The organism is Mucilaginibacter ginsenosidivorans, assembly GCF_007971025.1.
Taxonomy (GTDB): Bacteria; Bacteroidota; Bacteroidia; order Sphingobacteriales; family Sphingobacteriaceae; genus Mucilaginibacter; species Mucilaginibacter ginsenosidivorans.
The window spans coordinates 2,994,146-3,008,740 of record NZ_CP042436.1; the positions used below are offsets into that span (position 1 = coordinate 2,994,146).

A 14,595-nucleotide genomic window follows, 5' to 3' on the forward strand; every position below is an offset into this window, starting at 1 on the left:
TCCTGGCTCTTGAGTCTATAAAACCCCTTTAGTTGACGGTAAAACCATCTTATCAGCATCACGCTTTACGGCCATTTTTATTGCCTTGGCGAATGCTTTAAATATTGCTTCTATCTTGTGATGCTCGTTTTCGCCTTCAGCTTTGATATTCAGGTTACATTTTGCAGCATCTGAAAATGACTTGAAAAAATGGAAAAACATTTCCGTAGGCATTTCGCCTATTTTTTCGCGCTTAAATTCCGCATCCCAAACTATCCAGTTACGTCCGCCGAAATCAATGGCCACCTGTGCCAGGCAGTCGTCCATGGGCAGACAAAAGCCATAGCGTTCTATACCCCGTTTATCACCCAATGCCTTGGCGAATAACTCTCCCAAAGCTATGCCCGTATCCTCAATAGTATGGTGCTCATCGATATGCAGATCACCCTTGGCGTTTATCTCCAGGTCGATGCTGCCATGTTTAGCTATCTGGTCCAGCATATGATCGAAGAAATGAAGCCCGGTGGATACTTTTGCTTCGCCTTTGCCATCCAGGTTAACTTTGATATAGATATCAGTCTCTTTGGTTGTGCGGCGATGTTCGGCAACGCGTTCACCAAGTTTCAGAAATTCATAAACCTTTTGCCAGTCGGTAGTTTCCAGTGCGATGGTCTCATGAAGGGCGTCGTGCTGTTCCTGGCTAAATTCCGCGCCGCCTAAGTTCGAGCCGTCATTCAGCCAAATGGCTTTTGCGCCCAGGTTTTTAGCCAGCAGGATATCATTCTTCCGGTCGCCTATAGTGAAGGAGTTTTTCAGATCGTATTTCCCTGTATCGAAATATTGGGTCAGTAAAGCTGTGCCCGGTTTGCGGGTAGGGGCGTTGTCTTTTGCGTAAGTGCGGTCGATATAAAATGCGGAAAATTTAACCCCTTCGTTTGCAAACGTATTGACCACAAAGTCCTGTATCATCTTAAAAGATTCTTCCGGGTACGACGCAGTGCCCAATCCATCCTGGTTAGTGATCATCGCCAGTTCAAAATCCAGTTCTTTTGCTATTTTCGGCAGGTAAGTTAATGCGCCCGGATAGAACTGTAGTTTGGCGAACGAATCGATCTGCTCATCCGCAGTCTCCAGTATCAGGGTGCCGTCGCGGTCGACAAAAAGTACCTTTTTCGGTGCGCTCATTTGTAATCCTGTAAAGTTTGTAATAAAGTTATATTTTCATCCGGCGTGCCTACCGTTATCCTCAGGCACCCCTCGCATAATTCCACTTTGGAACGGTCGCGAACGATGATGCCTTTGCCCACTAAGAAGTTATAAATGCCCCTTGCGTCGGTTGTTTTAACCAGTATAAAATTAGCATCGGAAGGGTAGATGTCCACCACAAAATCGAAGTTCTTTAATTCAAGTACCAGTTTATCCCGTTGAATTAAAGTTTCTCGTATCCAGTTGTTTACCTGGTCTATATTTTGTAAAGCTTTAAGCGCTAACTGCTGCGATGCTTCGTTCACATTATAAGGCGGTTTCACCCTGTTCATCACCTCGATGATCTCCTCGCTCGCGAAAGCCATACCCACACGTAAGCCCGCCAGTCCCCAGGCTTTGGACAGCGTTTGCAGCACTACAAGGTTGGCATATTCGGTAAGTTCCTGTATGAAAGTTTTTTGCCTGCTGAAGTTGATGTAAGCTTCATCCACCACAACCAAACCGTTAAAATTTGCCAGCAGTGTTTCCACATCGTCCCGGTTCATCGAGTTGCCGGTTGGATTGTTGGGCGAACAGATAAAGATCAGTTTTGTCTTAGCGTCGATGGCCTCGGCAATGCCTTCCAGGTTCAACTGGTATTCTTCGGTAAGCGGAACGCGTTTGATAGCAATGTCGTTGATATTGGCCGATACCTCGTACATACCATAGGTTGGCGGTACCAGTATTACGTTATCAACACCCGGGTTGCAAAAACTCCGGAAAAGGATATCGATCGCCTCGTCGCTACCATTACCCAAAAATATATTGCGGGCAGGCACCCCCTTGATCTCGCTCAGGCGCATCTTAACATCGTATTGCAGCGGATCAGGATAACGGTTATAGCTTTGGTCCAAAGGCGAACCAAAGGCATTCTCGTTGGCATCCAAAAACACGCTGGCCTCGCCCTGGTACTCATCCCGGGCGGAAGAGTAGGGTTTGAGGGTTTTGATGTTCTCGCGTAAAAGGTTATTTATATCAAACATTGTTTTTCTAATCTATTTGTCATGCTGAACGTAGTGAAGCATCTATTGAGGATTATTTTCATGACCCGTTTAAATCATGATCCGTGATAGATTCTTCGCTGTCGCTCAGAATGACAATTTATTTCATTCTCACTGTTACCGCATTCTTATGCGCCTGTAAGCCTTCCAGTTCCGCCAAAGTCTCCACTGTTGGCCCTATGTTTTTAATGCCATCCGGGGTGATATGCTGAAAGGTGATCTTTTTCACAAACGAATCAACCGACACACCCGAATAAGCCCGTGCATAAGCGCTTGTCGGCAAAGTGTGATTGGTGCCCGATGCATAATCCCCCGCGCTTTCCGGCGTCAGGTTACCCAGGAACACCGAGCCTGCATTAATGATATTGCCAGTTATTTGTCGCCAGCTGGCAGTGGCTAATATCAGGTGTTCCGGCGCGTATTGATTGCTGAAATCCATCGCCTCGTCCAGCGTGTTTGTAATTACGATGTACGAGTTATCTATGGCCTTCCCGGCAATTTCCGCACGTGGTAACACCGGCAATTGTTTGGTTAATTCGGCCTGTACTTTTTCGGCCAGCTCAGTTGACGTTGTCACTAAAACCGATTGACTGTCCACGCCGTGTTCGGCCTGTGCCAACAGGTCGGCAGCAACATATTCCGGTACGGCGCTTTCATCGGCAATCACCAATACTTCCGACGGCCCTGCCGGCATATCAATAGCGGTATTGGTGGTGGATTGTATAATGGTTTTGGCCTTGGTTACATACTGATTCCCGGGACCGAATATCTTATCAACTTTCGGAATGCTTTCGGTACCATAAGCCATGGCCGCAATAGCCTGTGAGCCGCCAATCAGATAAATCTTTTCGATACCCAGCAAATGCGCCACGTAAGCGATATAAGCATTCACCTTGCCGTTCCTTTGCGGCGGCGAGCATACGACAATTTCGTGGCAGCCCGCTATCTGTGCCGGGATGCCCAGCATCAGGAAGGTACTTGGCAACACCGCGGTGCCACCCGGTATATATAAGCCGACTTTTTCAATCGGCCTCAGTTCACGCCAGCAGGTAACACCGGGCATGGTTTCTACCTTGTCCTCAGTTTTTAGCTGTGTTTGGTGAAATTTGTAAATATTATCGTAAGCCATTTGCAGCGCTTGTTTCTGATCGGGTTGAAGTGTTGACGCCAACTGCCCAATTTCGTCCTTTTCAATAAACAAGCTCTTCAACTCCACTTTATCAAACTTAGCGGCATAGTCAAATAAAGCCTTGTCGCCATTAGCGCGGACGTTTTTAATCACATCTTCTACCACGGCACGTATCTCCTCGGCCGGGTCAACATTGCGCTGAACCAGTTTTTGAATAGCTGCTTTGCTTAAGTCTGAATAGTTAAATCGCTTCATAAGCCCCCCACCCCCTAAAGGGGGAGTTTTAAATTTGATCCGCCTTGCCCATTCCGCCTTTAGGGGGCAGGGGGCTTGGCTTATAAAATAATCTTCTCAATCGGCATCACCACAATGCCCTGTGCGCCGGCCTGTTTCAGCTGACTGATCCTTTCCCAAAAATCCCTCTCAGGTATAACGGTATGCACTGCAACCCAGCCTTCTTCGGCCAATGGCACTACGGATGGGCTTTTAACTCCCGGCAATAGTTTGATGATCTCCGGTAGGTGAGCCTTCTCCACATTCAGCACCACATATTTGGTTTCCTTGGCACGCAGCACCGATTGCACGCGCTGTATGAGTTCCTTTATCAGGTCCTCATTCTCGCTGCCTTTACGGCCGATCAAAACTGCTTCCGACGACATCACATCGGCAAACGGTTTTAAGCCATTGCTTTTCAGTGTGCCACCGGTTGATACCAGGTCGCAGATAGCATCACTCAAACCTAAGCCAGGCGATATTTCAACCGAGCCGGATATGGTACGGATGTCAGATTCGATGCCTTTTTGTTTTAAGAATTTGCCTAATATAACCGGGTAGGTGGTTGCTATGGATTTTCCGTCCAGTTCAGACAGGTTTTTGATCGGCAGGGTATTCGGAACAGCTATTTTTAACGAGCATTTGCCAAAGCCCAGCTTTTGCAGGTAACTAACTTCCACCTCGGTTTCCTGAATCACGTTTTCGCCTACGATGCCCAGGTCGGCAATACCATCCTGCACGTATTCGGGGATATCGTCATCACGGAGGAAAAGTATTTCGAGCGGGAAGTTGGAGACAGGGGAGATGAGCGAGCTCTTGTAATTTTCGAAATTAAGGCCGCAATTTTTCAGTAATTCAACTGATTTTTCGTTGAGCCTTCCCGATTTCTGGATGGCTATTTTGAGTGTTTTCACTAATTTTCTATTAAACTATAAATGGAACGGGGTAGGTTATTTCACGTAGAAACAATACATTATCTTATCGCCTGGTGGCGATGGTGCAGATGAAGATGATGTAACCTGTTAGCGTTCATTTTGTATAGTTAAGCTATAGATGAAGTGCCGCAAATATAGGGATTGGTTTTGGAAATCAAAATAAAAATATAGGCGGCAACCTTACTATATACTATGGTCTGCGGGTAAATCGACCCCTTTCGCTATTTTCGTCGACGTCCAACCCTCATCCGCCATACTCCAGAAAGGATCGGACGCAGGCAGTCCAAGCGGGAGAAGTATAGCCGAGCATAAATAAAGACTACCGGTTGATATGTAGTTTTCCGCCAATAACGGCTGATGACCGTACAAGCCTATTTGCAGCCAGCCGTTATCATCAAACATGCCTTTTGCTCCGGTCAATTGATCAATAACCGCCGTTAGCGCGCAACGCACCTGCGCCGGGGGTATCTCTCCGGGCAACTCGTGGTGAAGGGCCATGTTGGCCAGGTGATGAAACGCCCCGGTACGGTAAGTTATCGAGCGGCCAATTGGCGGATACAACCCGTCCGTGCCGATCAGGCGTTCCTGGATAACTGCATAACGGCGATTATGTTCGAGCACTTGTTTTCGTATAGGTTCCAGTCCAGGTTCGCCGGTTGCGTTTATTTTTAAGATGTCGTATAAATAAGGATGTATGACAAAACTGTTGTAGTAATCCCAGTGAAATTCGGCCCCGTCGCCATATAAGCCGTCGCCTTTATACCATTCTATATGGCGGTTGATAGCATAGGTGATTTTTTCTTGATCGAACGGTTCATTTATCGTCATAAAAAACGTCTCGATCATAGCGGCGAACAGGAGCCAGTTATTTTCAGGCGGTTTAAAATCGTGGGTTTTTCGTAAACATCTAACAACTTGCTGCCGTGTCGGGTCATCGAGGCCTGTCCATAGTTTTGGGCAGCGAAGCAAGGCATAGGCAAAAAACGAGGCGTCCACAAGCGGCTGACCACCCTTTTCGCCCCAGTTCATATAGTCTTTCGCTTCAGGATCAACTGAATTTTTGATCCCTTTCAGCGAAAGGTGGAAGTGTTTTTCCCGCAGCTGGTTCTCATCGCCATCCTCATGATCCGCCTGGAGCCAGGGCGCTATGCCGCATAATAAACGGCCAAAAGCCTCCAGGTGAGTGTATTTTGCCCTGTCTTTTGCCAGCGCCGGTTCGCGGGTTTCGACAGGCATTTTTTCTTTAAGCCGATCTGCTGCCAGGGCATTCAATACAGGCGACGCCAATTTTTCGAGATAATTTAACCAAACCTGCCGTGTGTTTATTTTGAGATTGTCCTCCGGCAATGGTTTTTGCGGAGCGATAGACGGAATTAAAGGAGTTACGCCAAGCATTCCTGCATTCTGCAAAAATTTTCTCCTTTTCATTCGTTTATAAATAAAAAAGTAAGCTACTTTTTTTCGTCCGACAAGTACACTTTGCCCTCTTTCGCACCGCCAATTTTTACCAGCTTGCGGTGGGCCATAATGTCCTTTAGCGGTACCAGCTCGCTGTTGTATAGTGAGTCGAACCAAACCAGGTAGAAACGCTTTTGGTTATAAAATTTTTCCACGTCCTTTTTAAAGAAACTGTGCGGCACCAATTGCGATGACAGGCCCGTGAACAGCCACACGGCCTCGTTGGCGTCGGAATAGACAGGTACGCCCGGCTGAAAAATACTTTTATGTTTCTTCAAATAAGGCGCGAATTCTGACTTGTTCCAACTGTCATCGCTATAACCGGGTACCCCGTAATCCAGTTCATCATCATAGCGCTGGTAGTCTATTTTCACCGTGGAATATTCAAACATCAGCATGGCAGCAACGGCAATTACAGCAAGGCTATATTTTAATACCGCCGAATGAGCCATCTTTAATACATCGGGCACCCAACTGGTACAAGCTATTAACAAGGGTATAAACATGGGCGACAACAGCCGGCTGTTGATAGGCTCGAACCGGGAGAACGTAGCCAAAATGATCATGAACAAACCGTAAACCACGGCAAAACCGATCACCACGTTCTCGTAACTGTTAATGCGCTGTTTAAATGTTTTCCAGGCCAGCACGCCTATCAGCGACAGCACGATGACGCAGGTAACCAGTATGGCAAACGAATCGGCCTTGCTGCTCAGCGCGCCCCAGTCGTTAATGACAGTGCCCACGCGGAACAGGTTTTGACTGAACGGGGTTATCGATGGCTCGCGCGTGCCGGTGCTAAGCCCGGTAACGCTGCTGTTATAGACCAGGTTTGCCACCAGTAGCGATATGGATAGGGTTCCGTAAAGGAACAGGTGACCTATCTTCTTTTTAACAGGCAATTCAAAATCAAGCAATATCAGCAGGCATCCCGTACCAACTATGGCGATACCTGCGTAACGGGTAATGCAGGCAATAGCGGTGATGATACCCGTTATTACGAGTGCTTTTAAGGTATGCCCATGCGTGTATTTCCAGTAGGCAATGATGAAGAGCAGTATCTCCAATATAAATAAGGTCTCCGACCACAAGAACGAATAGATCTCGAGCAATGCGGGGCTGATCACAATAGCTATCAGGATCAGTATTTTGTAAATACGCGAGTGCGACATAAAACGCTCCATTATCCATCCGCTGGTAAACACCACCGCCGCAAACAGGAAACAGTTGATGATGTAACCCGCCTGCACCGCGTTAGTGCGCGAAAATAGCTGTATAATGCCTAAAAAGAACGGGTAAAAAACCGGGAAAAAGGTAATCGGTGTGCCGGTAAATGTAACCATGTTGCCATGCGCGCTAAAACTGTCGGCAGCGCTGGCATACATCAGCGAATCGGGCGAAAGCCCAACGCCGCTATATGAAGTGTATAAGTAAATAGCATAGAAACCGATACAGGCGAAGATGAAGGAATCGAGATTGGTTATGTAGCGGTTAAGTTTCATGCGTGTTTAGTTGCAGATGTTGTAATAGTTGTAAAGGTTGTAAGTTTATAAAGTTTTTCGAAGTTAAAATATGGTTAACTTCTACAACATCTTCAACATCTACAACTTTAGTCGATCAAATCCAGTACCTCACTTATCGGCTGATCGCTGTTTATTAAAATTCCTTTTACACCTGCTGCCGTTCCGGCTATAACGTCGCGTTCACGGTCGCCTATAAAATAGGATAGGGCAGGGTCGATGTTGTATTTTTTAATTCCACGTAGCAACAGGCCCGGTTTTGGTTTGCGGCAATCGCAGTCGCCGGTAAAATCAGGGTGATGCGGGCAATAGAAAATGTCGGTGAATTCGACACCGCCATCTTTATAAATACTCCGCAATTTCTCATGCATTTTGGCAAGCTCATCTTCGGTGTACCATCCTTTTGCCAATCCGCCCTGGTTGGTAGCTACGATCAGCAGATACCCCTTGTCCTGCAATTCTTTTAAGGCCTTTATATTATATTCAAGCACCTCGAAGTCTTCAATACGGCATACATAGTCGCCCATTTCCTTATTAAGTACCCCGTCACGGTCGAGGAAAACGGCTTTATTTTTGGCAGAATCATTCATCGGCGCAAAGGTAACAATTCCTTAAAATATCGGGCATAGTGTATATTCTACACACGATTTGAACTTAAATATTGCAATAAGGTACAATTTGAATATTATGTAAGCATATCAAATTGCAAAGCGTGATTGTGAAAATCGTATTGTAATTATCAATTTATTAACAAAATGGTAATTTTAGAATTTTAGATATGATATTTTTTAACAGAATCGGAAAAATTTATGAATATTTTATAAAAAAGATATATATTTTGTAATTTCGTGATTACGCACCTTTTATAAATTGACGTAACAGAGAGATTATGATGGATCAGACGGACAGCCCCCAGCAGGGCCTTTACAGGCCTGAATTTGAACACGACTCATGCGGTACCGGTTTTATTGCCAATATTAACGGCCATAAAAGCAACCAGATCATAGATGATGCCCTTACCATGCTGGAGAACATGGAACACCGCGGTGCCTGCGGTTGTGATCCTGAAACAGGCGATGGTGCCGGTATTTTGATCCAGTTGCCCCACGAATTTTTGATGGAAGAATGCTCGAACCTCGAGATCAGTTTACCTGAACCGGGCGAGTATGGCGTGGGCATGATGTTTTTACCCAAGGACCCTTCGCTGAAAAAGGCCTGCCGCATGGTGATCTCAAACGCGATAGAGAAACTGGGCATGCAGAAACTGGGTTACCGCAAACTAACCGTAAATTCATCGGTAATAGGCGAAACCGCCAGGCAGGCCGAACCTGACGTGGAGCAGCTTTTTGTTCTGAGGCCGCACCGCATAACCAATGCAGACGATTTTGAGCGCAAACTTTACGTTTTGCGCCGTTATATTAATAAAACCATTGTTGAAACTATACCGGGCGCCGGCGAGCATTTTTATTTCACCTCGCTGTCGTGCAAAACGATCGTATATAAAGGTCAGCTAACCACCTATCAATTACGCCAGTATTTTGCTGACCTGTCCGACCCGCGAATGACGTCGGGCCTGGCTATGATACACAGCCGTTTTTCAACCAATACGTTCCCATCATGGAAACTGGCACAGCCTTTCCGCCTGATGGCGCATAATGGCGAGATCAACACATTAACAGGTAACCTTAACTGGTTCTACTCGGGTGTGCGTTCGTTTGCATCTTCATATTTCACTTCCGAAGAGATGGAAATGCTGCTCCCGGTTATTGATAATAACCAGTCGGATTCGGCATGTTTAGATAATATCATCGAAGTATTGCTCCATTCGGGCCGCTCGTTACCGCACGTAATGATGATGCTGGTACCTGAAGCATGGGATGGTAACGAACAGATGGACCCGATCAAAAAGGCTTTCTATGAATATCATGCTACTTTGATGGAACCCTGGGATGGTCCGGCTGCGCTTACTTTTACCGACGGTAAATTGATAGGCGCTTTGCTCGACCGTAACGGTTTACGCCCATTGCGCTTTGTTATCACCAAAGATGGCAGGGCAATAGCTGCATCTGAGGCCGGTGTGTTGCAGCTCGATCCGGCTAATGTGTTGCGTAAAGGACGTTTGCAACCCGGTAAGATGCTGCTGATAGATACCCAGAAAGGTAAGATCATTACTGATGACGAGATCAAGCACCAGGTGGCATCGCGCCAGCCTTACGGCCAATGGCTCGAGAATTATAAGATAAAACTGGAGGACCTGGCCGAACCACGTTTAGCTTTCGCCAGCCTTTCGCCCGATGCGGTGTTCCGTTACCAACAGGTGTTCGGCTATACCCGCGAGGATATAGATACTATCATTAAGCCAATGGCTGTAGATGGGAAAGAGCCTATCGGTTCAATGGGCACCGACGTGCCGCTGGCTGTCCTGTCCGATAAGCCGCAGCATTTATCAAGTTATTTTAAACAGTTCTTCGCACAGGTAACCAATCCGCCAATCGACCCAATACGCGAACGTTTGGTGATGAGTCTTGCAACCTTTATTGGCAACAATGGCAATTTGCTCGACGAGGATAAAATGCATTGCCATTGCGTTACGCTCAAACATCCTATCCTGGTTGATTACGACCTGGAGAAACTGCGCAGTATAGATACCGGCATGTTCCACGCCAAGACGCTGCAAACTTATTTTGTAGCCGATGGTATGCCGGGTTCAATGGAAAAAGGTTTGGCAAGACTTTGCCGCTATGCGGAAGATGCTGTTGGCGAAGGCTTTGAAGTGTTGATATTGTCCGACCGTGCCATCGATTCTGAACACGCACCGATACCTTCTTTATTAGCCGTATCAGCCGTTCATCACCATTTGGTGCGCAAGGGCTTGCGCGGTGCAGTAGGTTTGGTATCCGAAGCGGGTGATGCCTGGGAAGTGCACCATTTCGCCACTTTGCTGGCATTTGGCGCAACAGCCATTAACCCATACCTGGCGCTGTCGACCATCGAAACGATAAAGAATGATGGGACGCTTGAAACCAGCCTGGATAATAAAACACTCCGTAAAAACTATGTAAAAGCCATTAATGATGGCTTGCTTAAGATATTCTCCAAAATGGGTATCTCTACCCTGCAATCGTACCACGGCTCGCAGGTGTTCGAGATATTGGGTTTGAACAAGACCGTTGTCAACCGCTACTTTGACGGCGCGGTTACGCGCATCGGCGGTCTGGGTTTGGATGAAATAGCCCGCGAATCGCTTTGCAAGCATAAGATCGGCTTCGGCAGTTCCAAATCAGCAGACCGTTTACTGCCTGAAGGCGGTATCTACCAGTGGAAACGCCGGGGCGAAGAGCATTTGTTCAACCCGCAAACCGTGCACCTGTTGCAGCATGCCACACGCAACAACGATTATTCGGTTTATAAAAACTACGCTAAGCTGATCAACGAGCAGGGCGAAAAACATTATACCATACGTGGTTTGCTCGATTTTGCGCATCACCGCGAATCAGTGAAACTGGAAGAGGTTGAACCGGCCGAAGAGATCATGAAGCGCTTTGCAACGGGCGCCATGTCGTTCGGGTCAATCTCGCACGAGGCGCACAGTACATTGGCTATCGCCATGAACCGAATCGGCGGGAAAAGCAACACAGGTGAGGGAGGCGAAGACGAACTGCGCTACGAAAAACTGCCAAATGGCGACTCGATGCGCTCAGCTATCAAACAGGTAGCGTCGGCGCGTTTTGGGGTAACATCGAACTACCTTACAAACGCTGATGAGTTGCAGATAAAAATGGCGCAGGGTGCAAAACCCGGCGAAGGCGGGCAATTGCCCGGCCATAAAGTGGATGATTGGATCGCCAAGGTGCGTCACTCAACTCCGGGCGTAGGTTTGATATCTCCGCCTCCGCACCACGATATTTATTCTATCGAGGATTTGGCGCAGCTGATCTTCGACCTTAAAAACGCCAACCGCGCTGCCCGTATTAATGTTAAGCTGGTTTCCAAAGCAGGTGTCGGCACTATCGCCGCAGGCGTTGCCAAAGCACATGCCGATGTGATCCTGATAGCCGGATACGATGGTGGTACAGGTGCATCGCCAATAAGCTCTATAAAACACGCCGGCTTGCCATGGGAACTTGGTCTGGCCGAAGCGCACCAGACATTGGTACGCAATAAACTGCGCAGCCGCGTGGTGCTGCAAACGGACGGGCAGCTAAAAACTGGCCGCGATTTGGCTATAGCCTGTTTAATGGGCGCCGAGGAATGGGGTGTTGCTACAGCGGCATTGGTTGCCGGCGGCTGTATCATGATGCGTAAATGCCATCTGAATACCTGCCCGGTAGGCGTTGCCACGCAGGATGCCGAATTAAGGAAATTATTTACCGGCAAACCGGAACATGTCGTCAACCTCTTCCGCTTTATGGCCGAGGAATTGCGCGAGATAATGGCCGAACTGGGTTTCCGTACCATCAACGAAATGGTGGGCCGGGTTCAGTTCCTGAAAGTTAAGGATGGCCTGCAAAACTGGAAGGTTAAGCATATTGATCTTTCAGGCATGCTGCACCCGGTGACCAACGCCAAAGGTTTAACCCTGTATAACAGCGAAGGCCAGGATCATGGTATCGACGCTATTATAGACTGGCAGTTGCTGGAGCATGCAAAAGTTGCTTTGGAGGATAAGACGCCGGTGTTTGCATCGTTCGATGTAAAAAATACCGACCGTACCATCGGCACCATGCTATCGAACGAAATATCAAAAAAATATGGTTCGGCAGGCTTGCCTGATAACACTATCAATTATAAATTCAAAGGCTCGGCAGGTCAAAGTTTCGGCGCATTCACAACCAAGGGTATTTCTTTCGAACTGGAAGGCGAAGCCAACGATTATGTAGGCAAGGGATTATCGGGTGCGCAGTTAGCCATTTACCCATCGGCGGAAGCTACTTTTACGCCGGAAGATAACATCATCATCGGCAACGTGGCCATGTATGGCGCCACATCAGGCGAAATGTTTGTAAGAGGCATGGCAGGCGAGCGATTTGCAGTGCGCAACTCGGGCGCAACGGCTGTTGTGGAAGGCGTGGGCGACCATGGTTGCGAGTACATGACCGGCGGCCGCGCGCTGATCTTAGGTAATACAGGCAGAAACTTTGCCGCGGGTATGAGCGGTGGTATTGCCTGGGTTTATGACAAAGACGGCACTTTTGCCGATAACTGCAATAAGGAAATGGTGGATCTTGATCCGCTGACCGATAAAGACTCGGAGCAGATCATAGCCCTGTTGAAGAAACACGCAAGCCTTACAGGCAGTAAAGTGGCTAAGGACCTGTTGAAGAACTGGGACGAGGCATCAACCAAATTCATAAAAGTGTTCCCGCAGGAATATAAAAAGGTTTTATTAAGGGCAGAATATCAGACAGTAAGCTAATGGGAAAGCCAACAGGATTTAAAGAGTATAACAGGGAGCTTCCCGAAAAAGTGGCGCCGGCCGAGCGCGTAAAAAACTACAATGAGTTTGAAAGTCTTTACACCGAAGAGAAGCTGAACGAGCAGTCGGCACGTTGCATGAATTGCGGCATACCGTTCTGTCATTCAGGTTGCCCGCTTGGCAACATTATACCGGAGTTTAACGACGCTGTTTACCGGAAGAATTGGGAAGAGGCGTACAAAATATTAGCGTCTACCAATAATTTCCCTGAATTTACAGGAAGGATATGCCCTGCTCCATGCGAATCGGCCTGTGTGCTGGGTATCAATAAACCACCGGTTGCTATTGAGGAGATCGAAAAGCATATTATCGAAATAGCCTACGAAAAGAATTTGGTAAAGCCGACAGCGCCGCTGATCAAAACTGGTAAAAAAGTAGCGGTAGTTGGTTCAGGTCCTGCAGGACTGGCTGCGGCCGCGCAATTGGCTAAAGCAGGGCATTCAGTAACAGTTTACGAGCGAGACGACAAACCGGGAGGCTTGCTTCGTTACGGTATCCCCGATTTCAAATTGGAAAAATGGGTTGTTGAGCGCCGTGTACAGGTAATGGAAGAGGATGGCGTAGTATTTAAATGTAACGTGGAAGTAGGTAAAGATATCCCGGCAGATGAATTGACCCGCAATAATGATGCGGTTATATTGGCCGGGGGTTCTACCATCCCGCGTAATTTGCCGATACCCGGCAGGGAGTTGAAAGGTATCCATTTCGCAATGGACTTTTTGAAGCAACAAAACAAGCGTGTAAGCAATACCGGTTTTGACGCCGAAGATATACTGGCGACAGGTAAGGATGTTGTGATCATCGGTGGCGGTGATACAGGTTCCGACTGTGTAGGGACTTCTAACAGGCAGGGCGCAAGATCCATCAAACAATTTGAGGTGATGATGCAGCCGCCTGCACAGCGCACACAGCACATGCCATGGCCAACTTACCCGATGGTGCTTAAGACGACAAGCAGCCACGAGGAAGGGTGTGAACGGCATTGGGGTATCAATACCAGGGAGTTTTTAGGTGATGATAAGGGGAACCTGCGCGCTTTGAAGGTAACCGACGTAAGCTGGGAGCTTGATGTAATGGGGCGCCCGATCAAATTTAACGAAGTTGAAGGCTCGGAACGTGAGATAGAATGCCAGCGCGTTTTTCTGGCCATGGGATTTTTACATCCGCAGCACGAAGGCATGATCAACAGCCTGAATGTGCATTTGGACGACCGCAAGAACGTGAAAGCGAAAGAGGGCAACTACCGCACCAATGTGAGCAAGGTATTTGCGGCAGGCGATATGCGCCGTGGCCAGTCATTGGTAGTATGGGCCATATCAGAGGGCCGCGAATGTGCGCGCAAGGTAGACGAGTTCCTGATGGGCCACTCGATACTGGAGAGCAAAGACGCAGTGAACCAGTTTGAGCAGGTATTTTGATGTGCAGATATGTAAATGTGCAGATGTGCAAATGATTGCACAATTTTACCGGATGTGTCTTCGGACTTTACTGACTTCCGGACTTTCGGACTAGAATTTTAATACAGTTCAGTTAATAAACCTAAGGATGAGCCGGGCCGCGAAAGTGGCCCGGCTTTGTT

Annotated in this window: 9 protein-coding genes; 2 read left to right on the forward strand and 7 right to left on the reverse strand. The window is 47.6% G+C overall.

All coding sequences use genetic code 11. The annotated features are described in order from the left end of the window. Positions 1 to 15 precede the first annotated feature (15 nt). The 7 genes from hisB to FRZ54_RS13735 all read right to left on the reverse strand — a co-directional run bounded on the left by hisB (position 16) and on the right by FRZ54_RS13735 (position 8,130). Positions 16 to 1,164, reverse strand: a complete 1,149-nt coding sequence (gene hisB / locus FRZ54_RS13705) for a bifunctional histidinol-phosphatase/imidazoleglycerol-phosphate dehydratase HisB (protein ID WP_147032162.1) — start codon at positions 1,162 to 1,164, stop codon at positions 16 to 18. Then, a complete protein-coding gene (gene hisC, locus FRZ54_RS13710; protein WP_147032163.1) occupies positions 1,161 to 2,207 on the reverse strand; it encodes a histidinol-phosphate transaminase in 1,047 nt (348 codons plus the stop codon). Before hisC ends, hisB begins: the two co-directional genes overlap by 4 nt. Positions 2,208 to 2,325: 118 nt before the next feature. Continuing rightward, complete coding sequence (hisD, locus tag FRZ54_RS13715) at positions 2,326 to 3,609, reverse strand: histidinol dehydrogenase (RefSeq protein ID WP_147032164.1); 1,284 nt, start codon at positions 3,607 to 3,609, stop codon at positions 2,326 to 2,328. Between the two features lie 80 nt (positions 3,610 to 3,689). Further along, complete coding sequence (gene hisG, locus FRZ54_RS13720; RefSeq protein ID WP_147032165.1) at positions 3,690 to 4,541, reverse strand: ATP phosphoribosyltransferase; 852 nt, start codon at positions 4,539 to 4,541, stop codon at positions 3,690 to 3,692. A gap of 204 nt (positions 4,542 to 4,745) precedes the next feature. Beyond that, complete coding sequence (locus FRZ54_RS13725; RefSeq protein ID WP_147032166.1) at positions 4,746 to 5,990, reverse strand: DUF2264 domain-containing protein; 1,245 nt, start codon at positions 5,988 to 5,990, stop codon at positions 4,746 to 4,748. A 23-nt stretch (positions 5,991 to 6,013) separates the two neighbouring features. Further along, complete coding sequence (locus FRZ54_RS13730) at positions 6,014 to 7,522, reverse strand: glycosyltransferase family protein (protein ID WP_147032167.1); 1,509 nt, start codon at positions 7,520 to 7,522, stop codon at positions 6,014 to 6,016. A 107-nt stretch (positions 7,523 to 7,629) separates the two neighbouring features. Further along, positions 7,630 to 8,130, reverse strand: coding sequence for a D-glycero-alpha-D-manno-heptose-1,7-bisphosphate 7-phosphatase (locus FRZ54_RS13735; protein ID WP_147032168.1), 501 nt, complete (start codon positions 8,128 to 8,130; stop codon positions 7,630 to 7,632). Between the two features lie 302 nt (positions 8,131 to 8,432). Here FRZ54_RS13735 and gltB point away from each other — a divergent pair, with 302 nt between their 5' ends. Further along, entirely contained in the window at positions 8,433 to 12,956 is a 4,524-nt protein-coding gene (gene gltB, locus FRZ54_RS13740) for a glutamate synthase large subunit (protein WP_147034494.1), read from the forward strand. After that, positions 12,956 to 14,434 (forward strand): glutamate synthase subunit beta, encoded by a 1,479-nt coding sequence (locus FRZ54_RS13745; protein ID WP_147032169.1) that lies wholly within the window; start codon positions 12,956 to 12,958, stop codon positions 14,432 to 14,434. The genes gltB and FRZ54_RS13745 overlap by 1 nt, the downstream gene beginning before the upstream one ends. Positions 14,435 to 14,595: the final 161 nt, after the last annotated feature.

Excerpts from the sequence above, each read along its gene's own strand:
- hisB (WP_147032162.1), bottom strand. The coding sequence starts at position 1,164 with ATGAGCGCACCGAAAAAGGTACTTTTTGTCGACCGCGACGGCACCCTG.
- hisC (WP_147032163.1), bottom strand. The coding sequence starts at position 2,207 with ATGTTTGATATAAATAACCTTTTACGCGAGAACATCAAAACCCTCAAA.
- hisD (WP_147032164.1), bottom strand. The coding sequence starts at position 3,609 with ATGAAGCGATTTAACTATTCAGACTTAAGCAAAGCAGCTATTCAAAAA.
- FRZ54_RS13725 (WP_147032166.1), bottom strand. The coding sequence starts at position 5,990 with ATGAAAAGGAGAAAATTTTTGCAGAATGCAGGAATGCTTGGCGTAACT.
- FRZ54_RS13730 (WP_147032167.1), bottom strand. The coding sequence starts at position 7,522 with ATGAAACTTAACCGCTACATAACCAATCTCGATTCCTTCATCTTCGCC.
- FRZ54_RS13735 (WP_147032168.1), bottom strand. The coding sequence starts at position 8,130 with ATGAATGATTCTGCCAAAAATAAAGCCGTTTTCCTCGACCGTGACGGG.
- gltB (WP_147034494.1), top strand. The coding sequence starts at position 8,433 with ATGGATCAGACGGACAGCCCCCAGCAGGGCCTTTACAGGCCTGAATTT.
- FRZ54_RS13745 (WP_147032169.1), top strand. The coding sequence starts at position 12,956 with ATGGGAAAGCCAACAGGATTTAAAGAGTATAACAGGGAGCTTCCCGAA.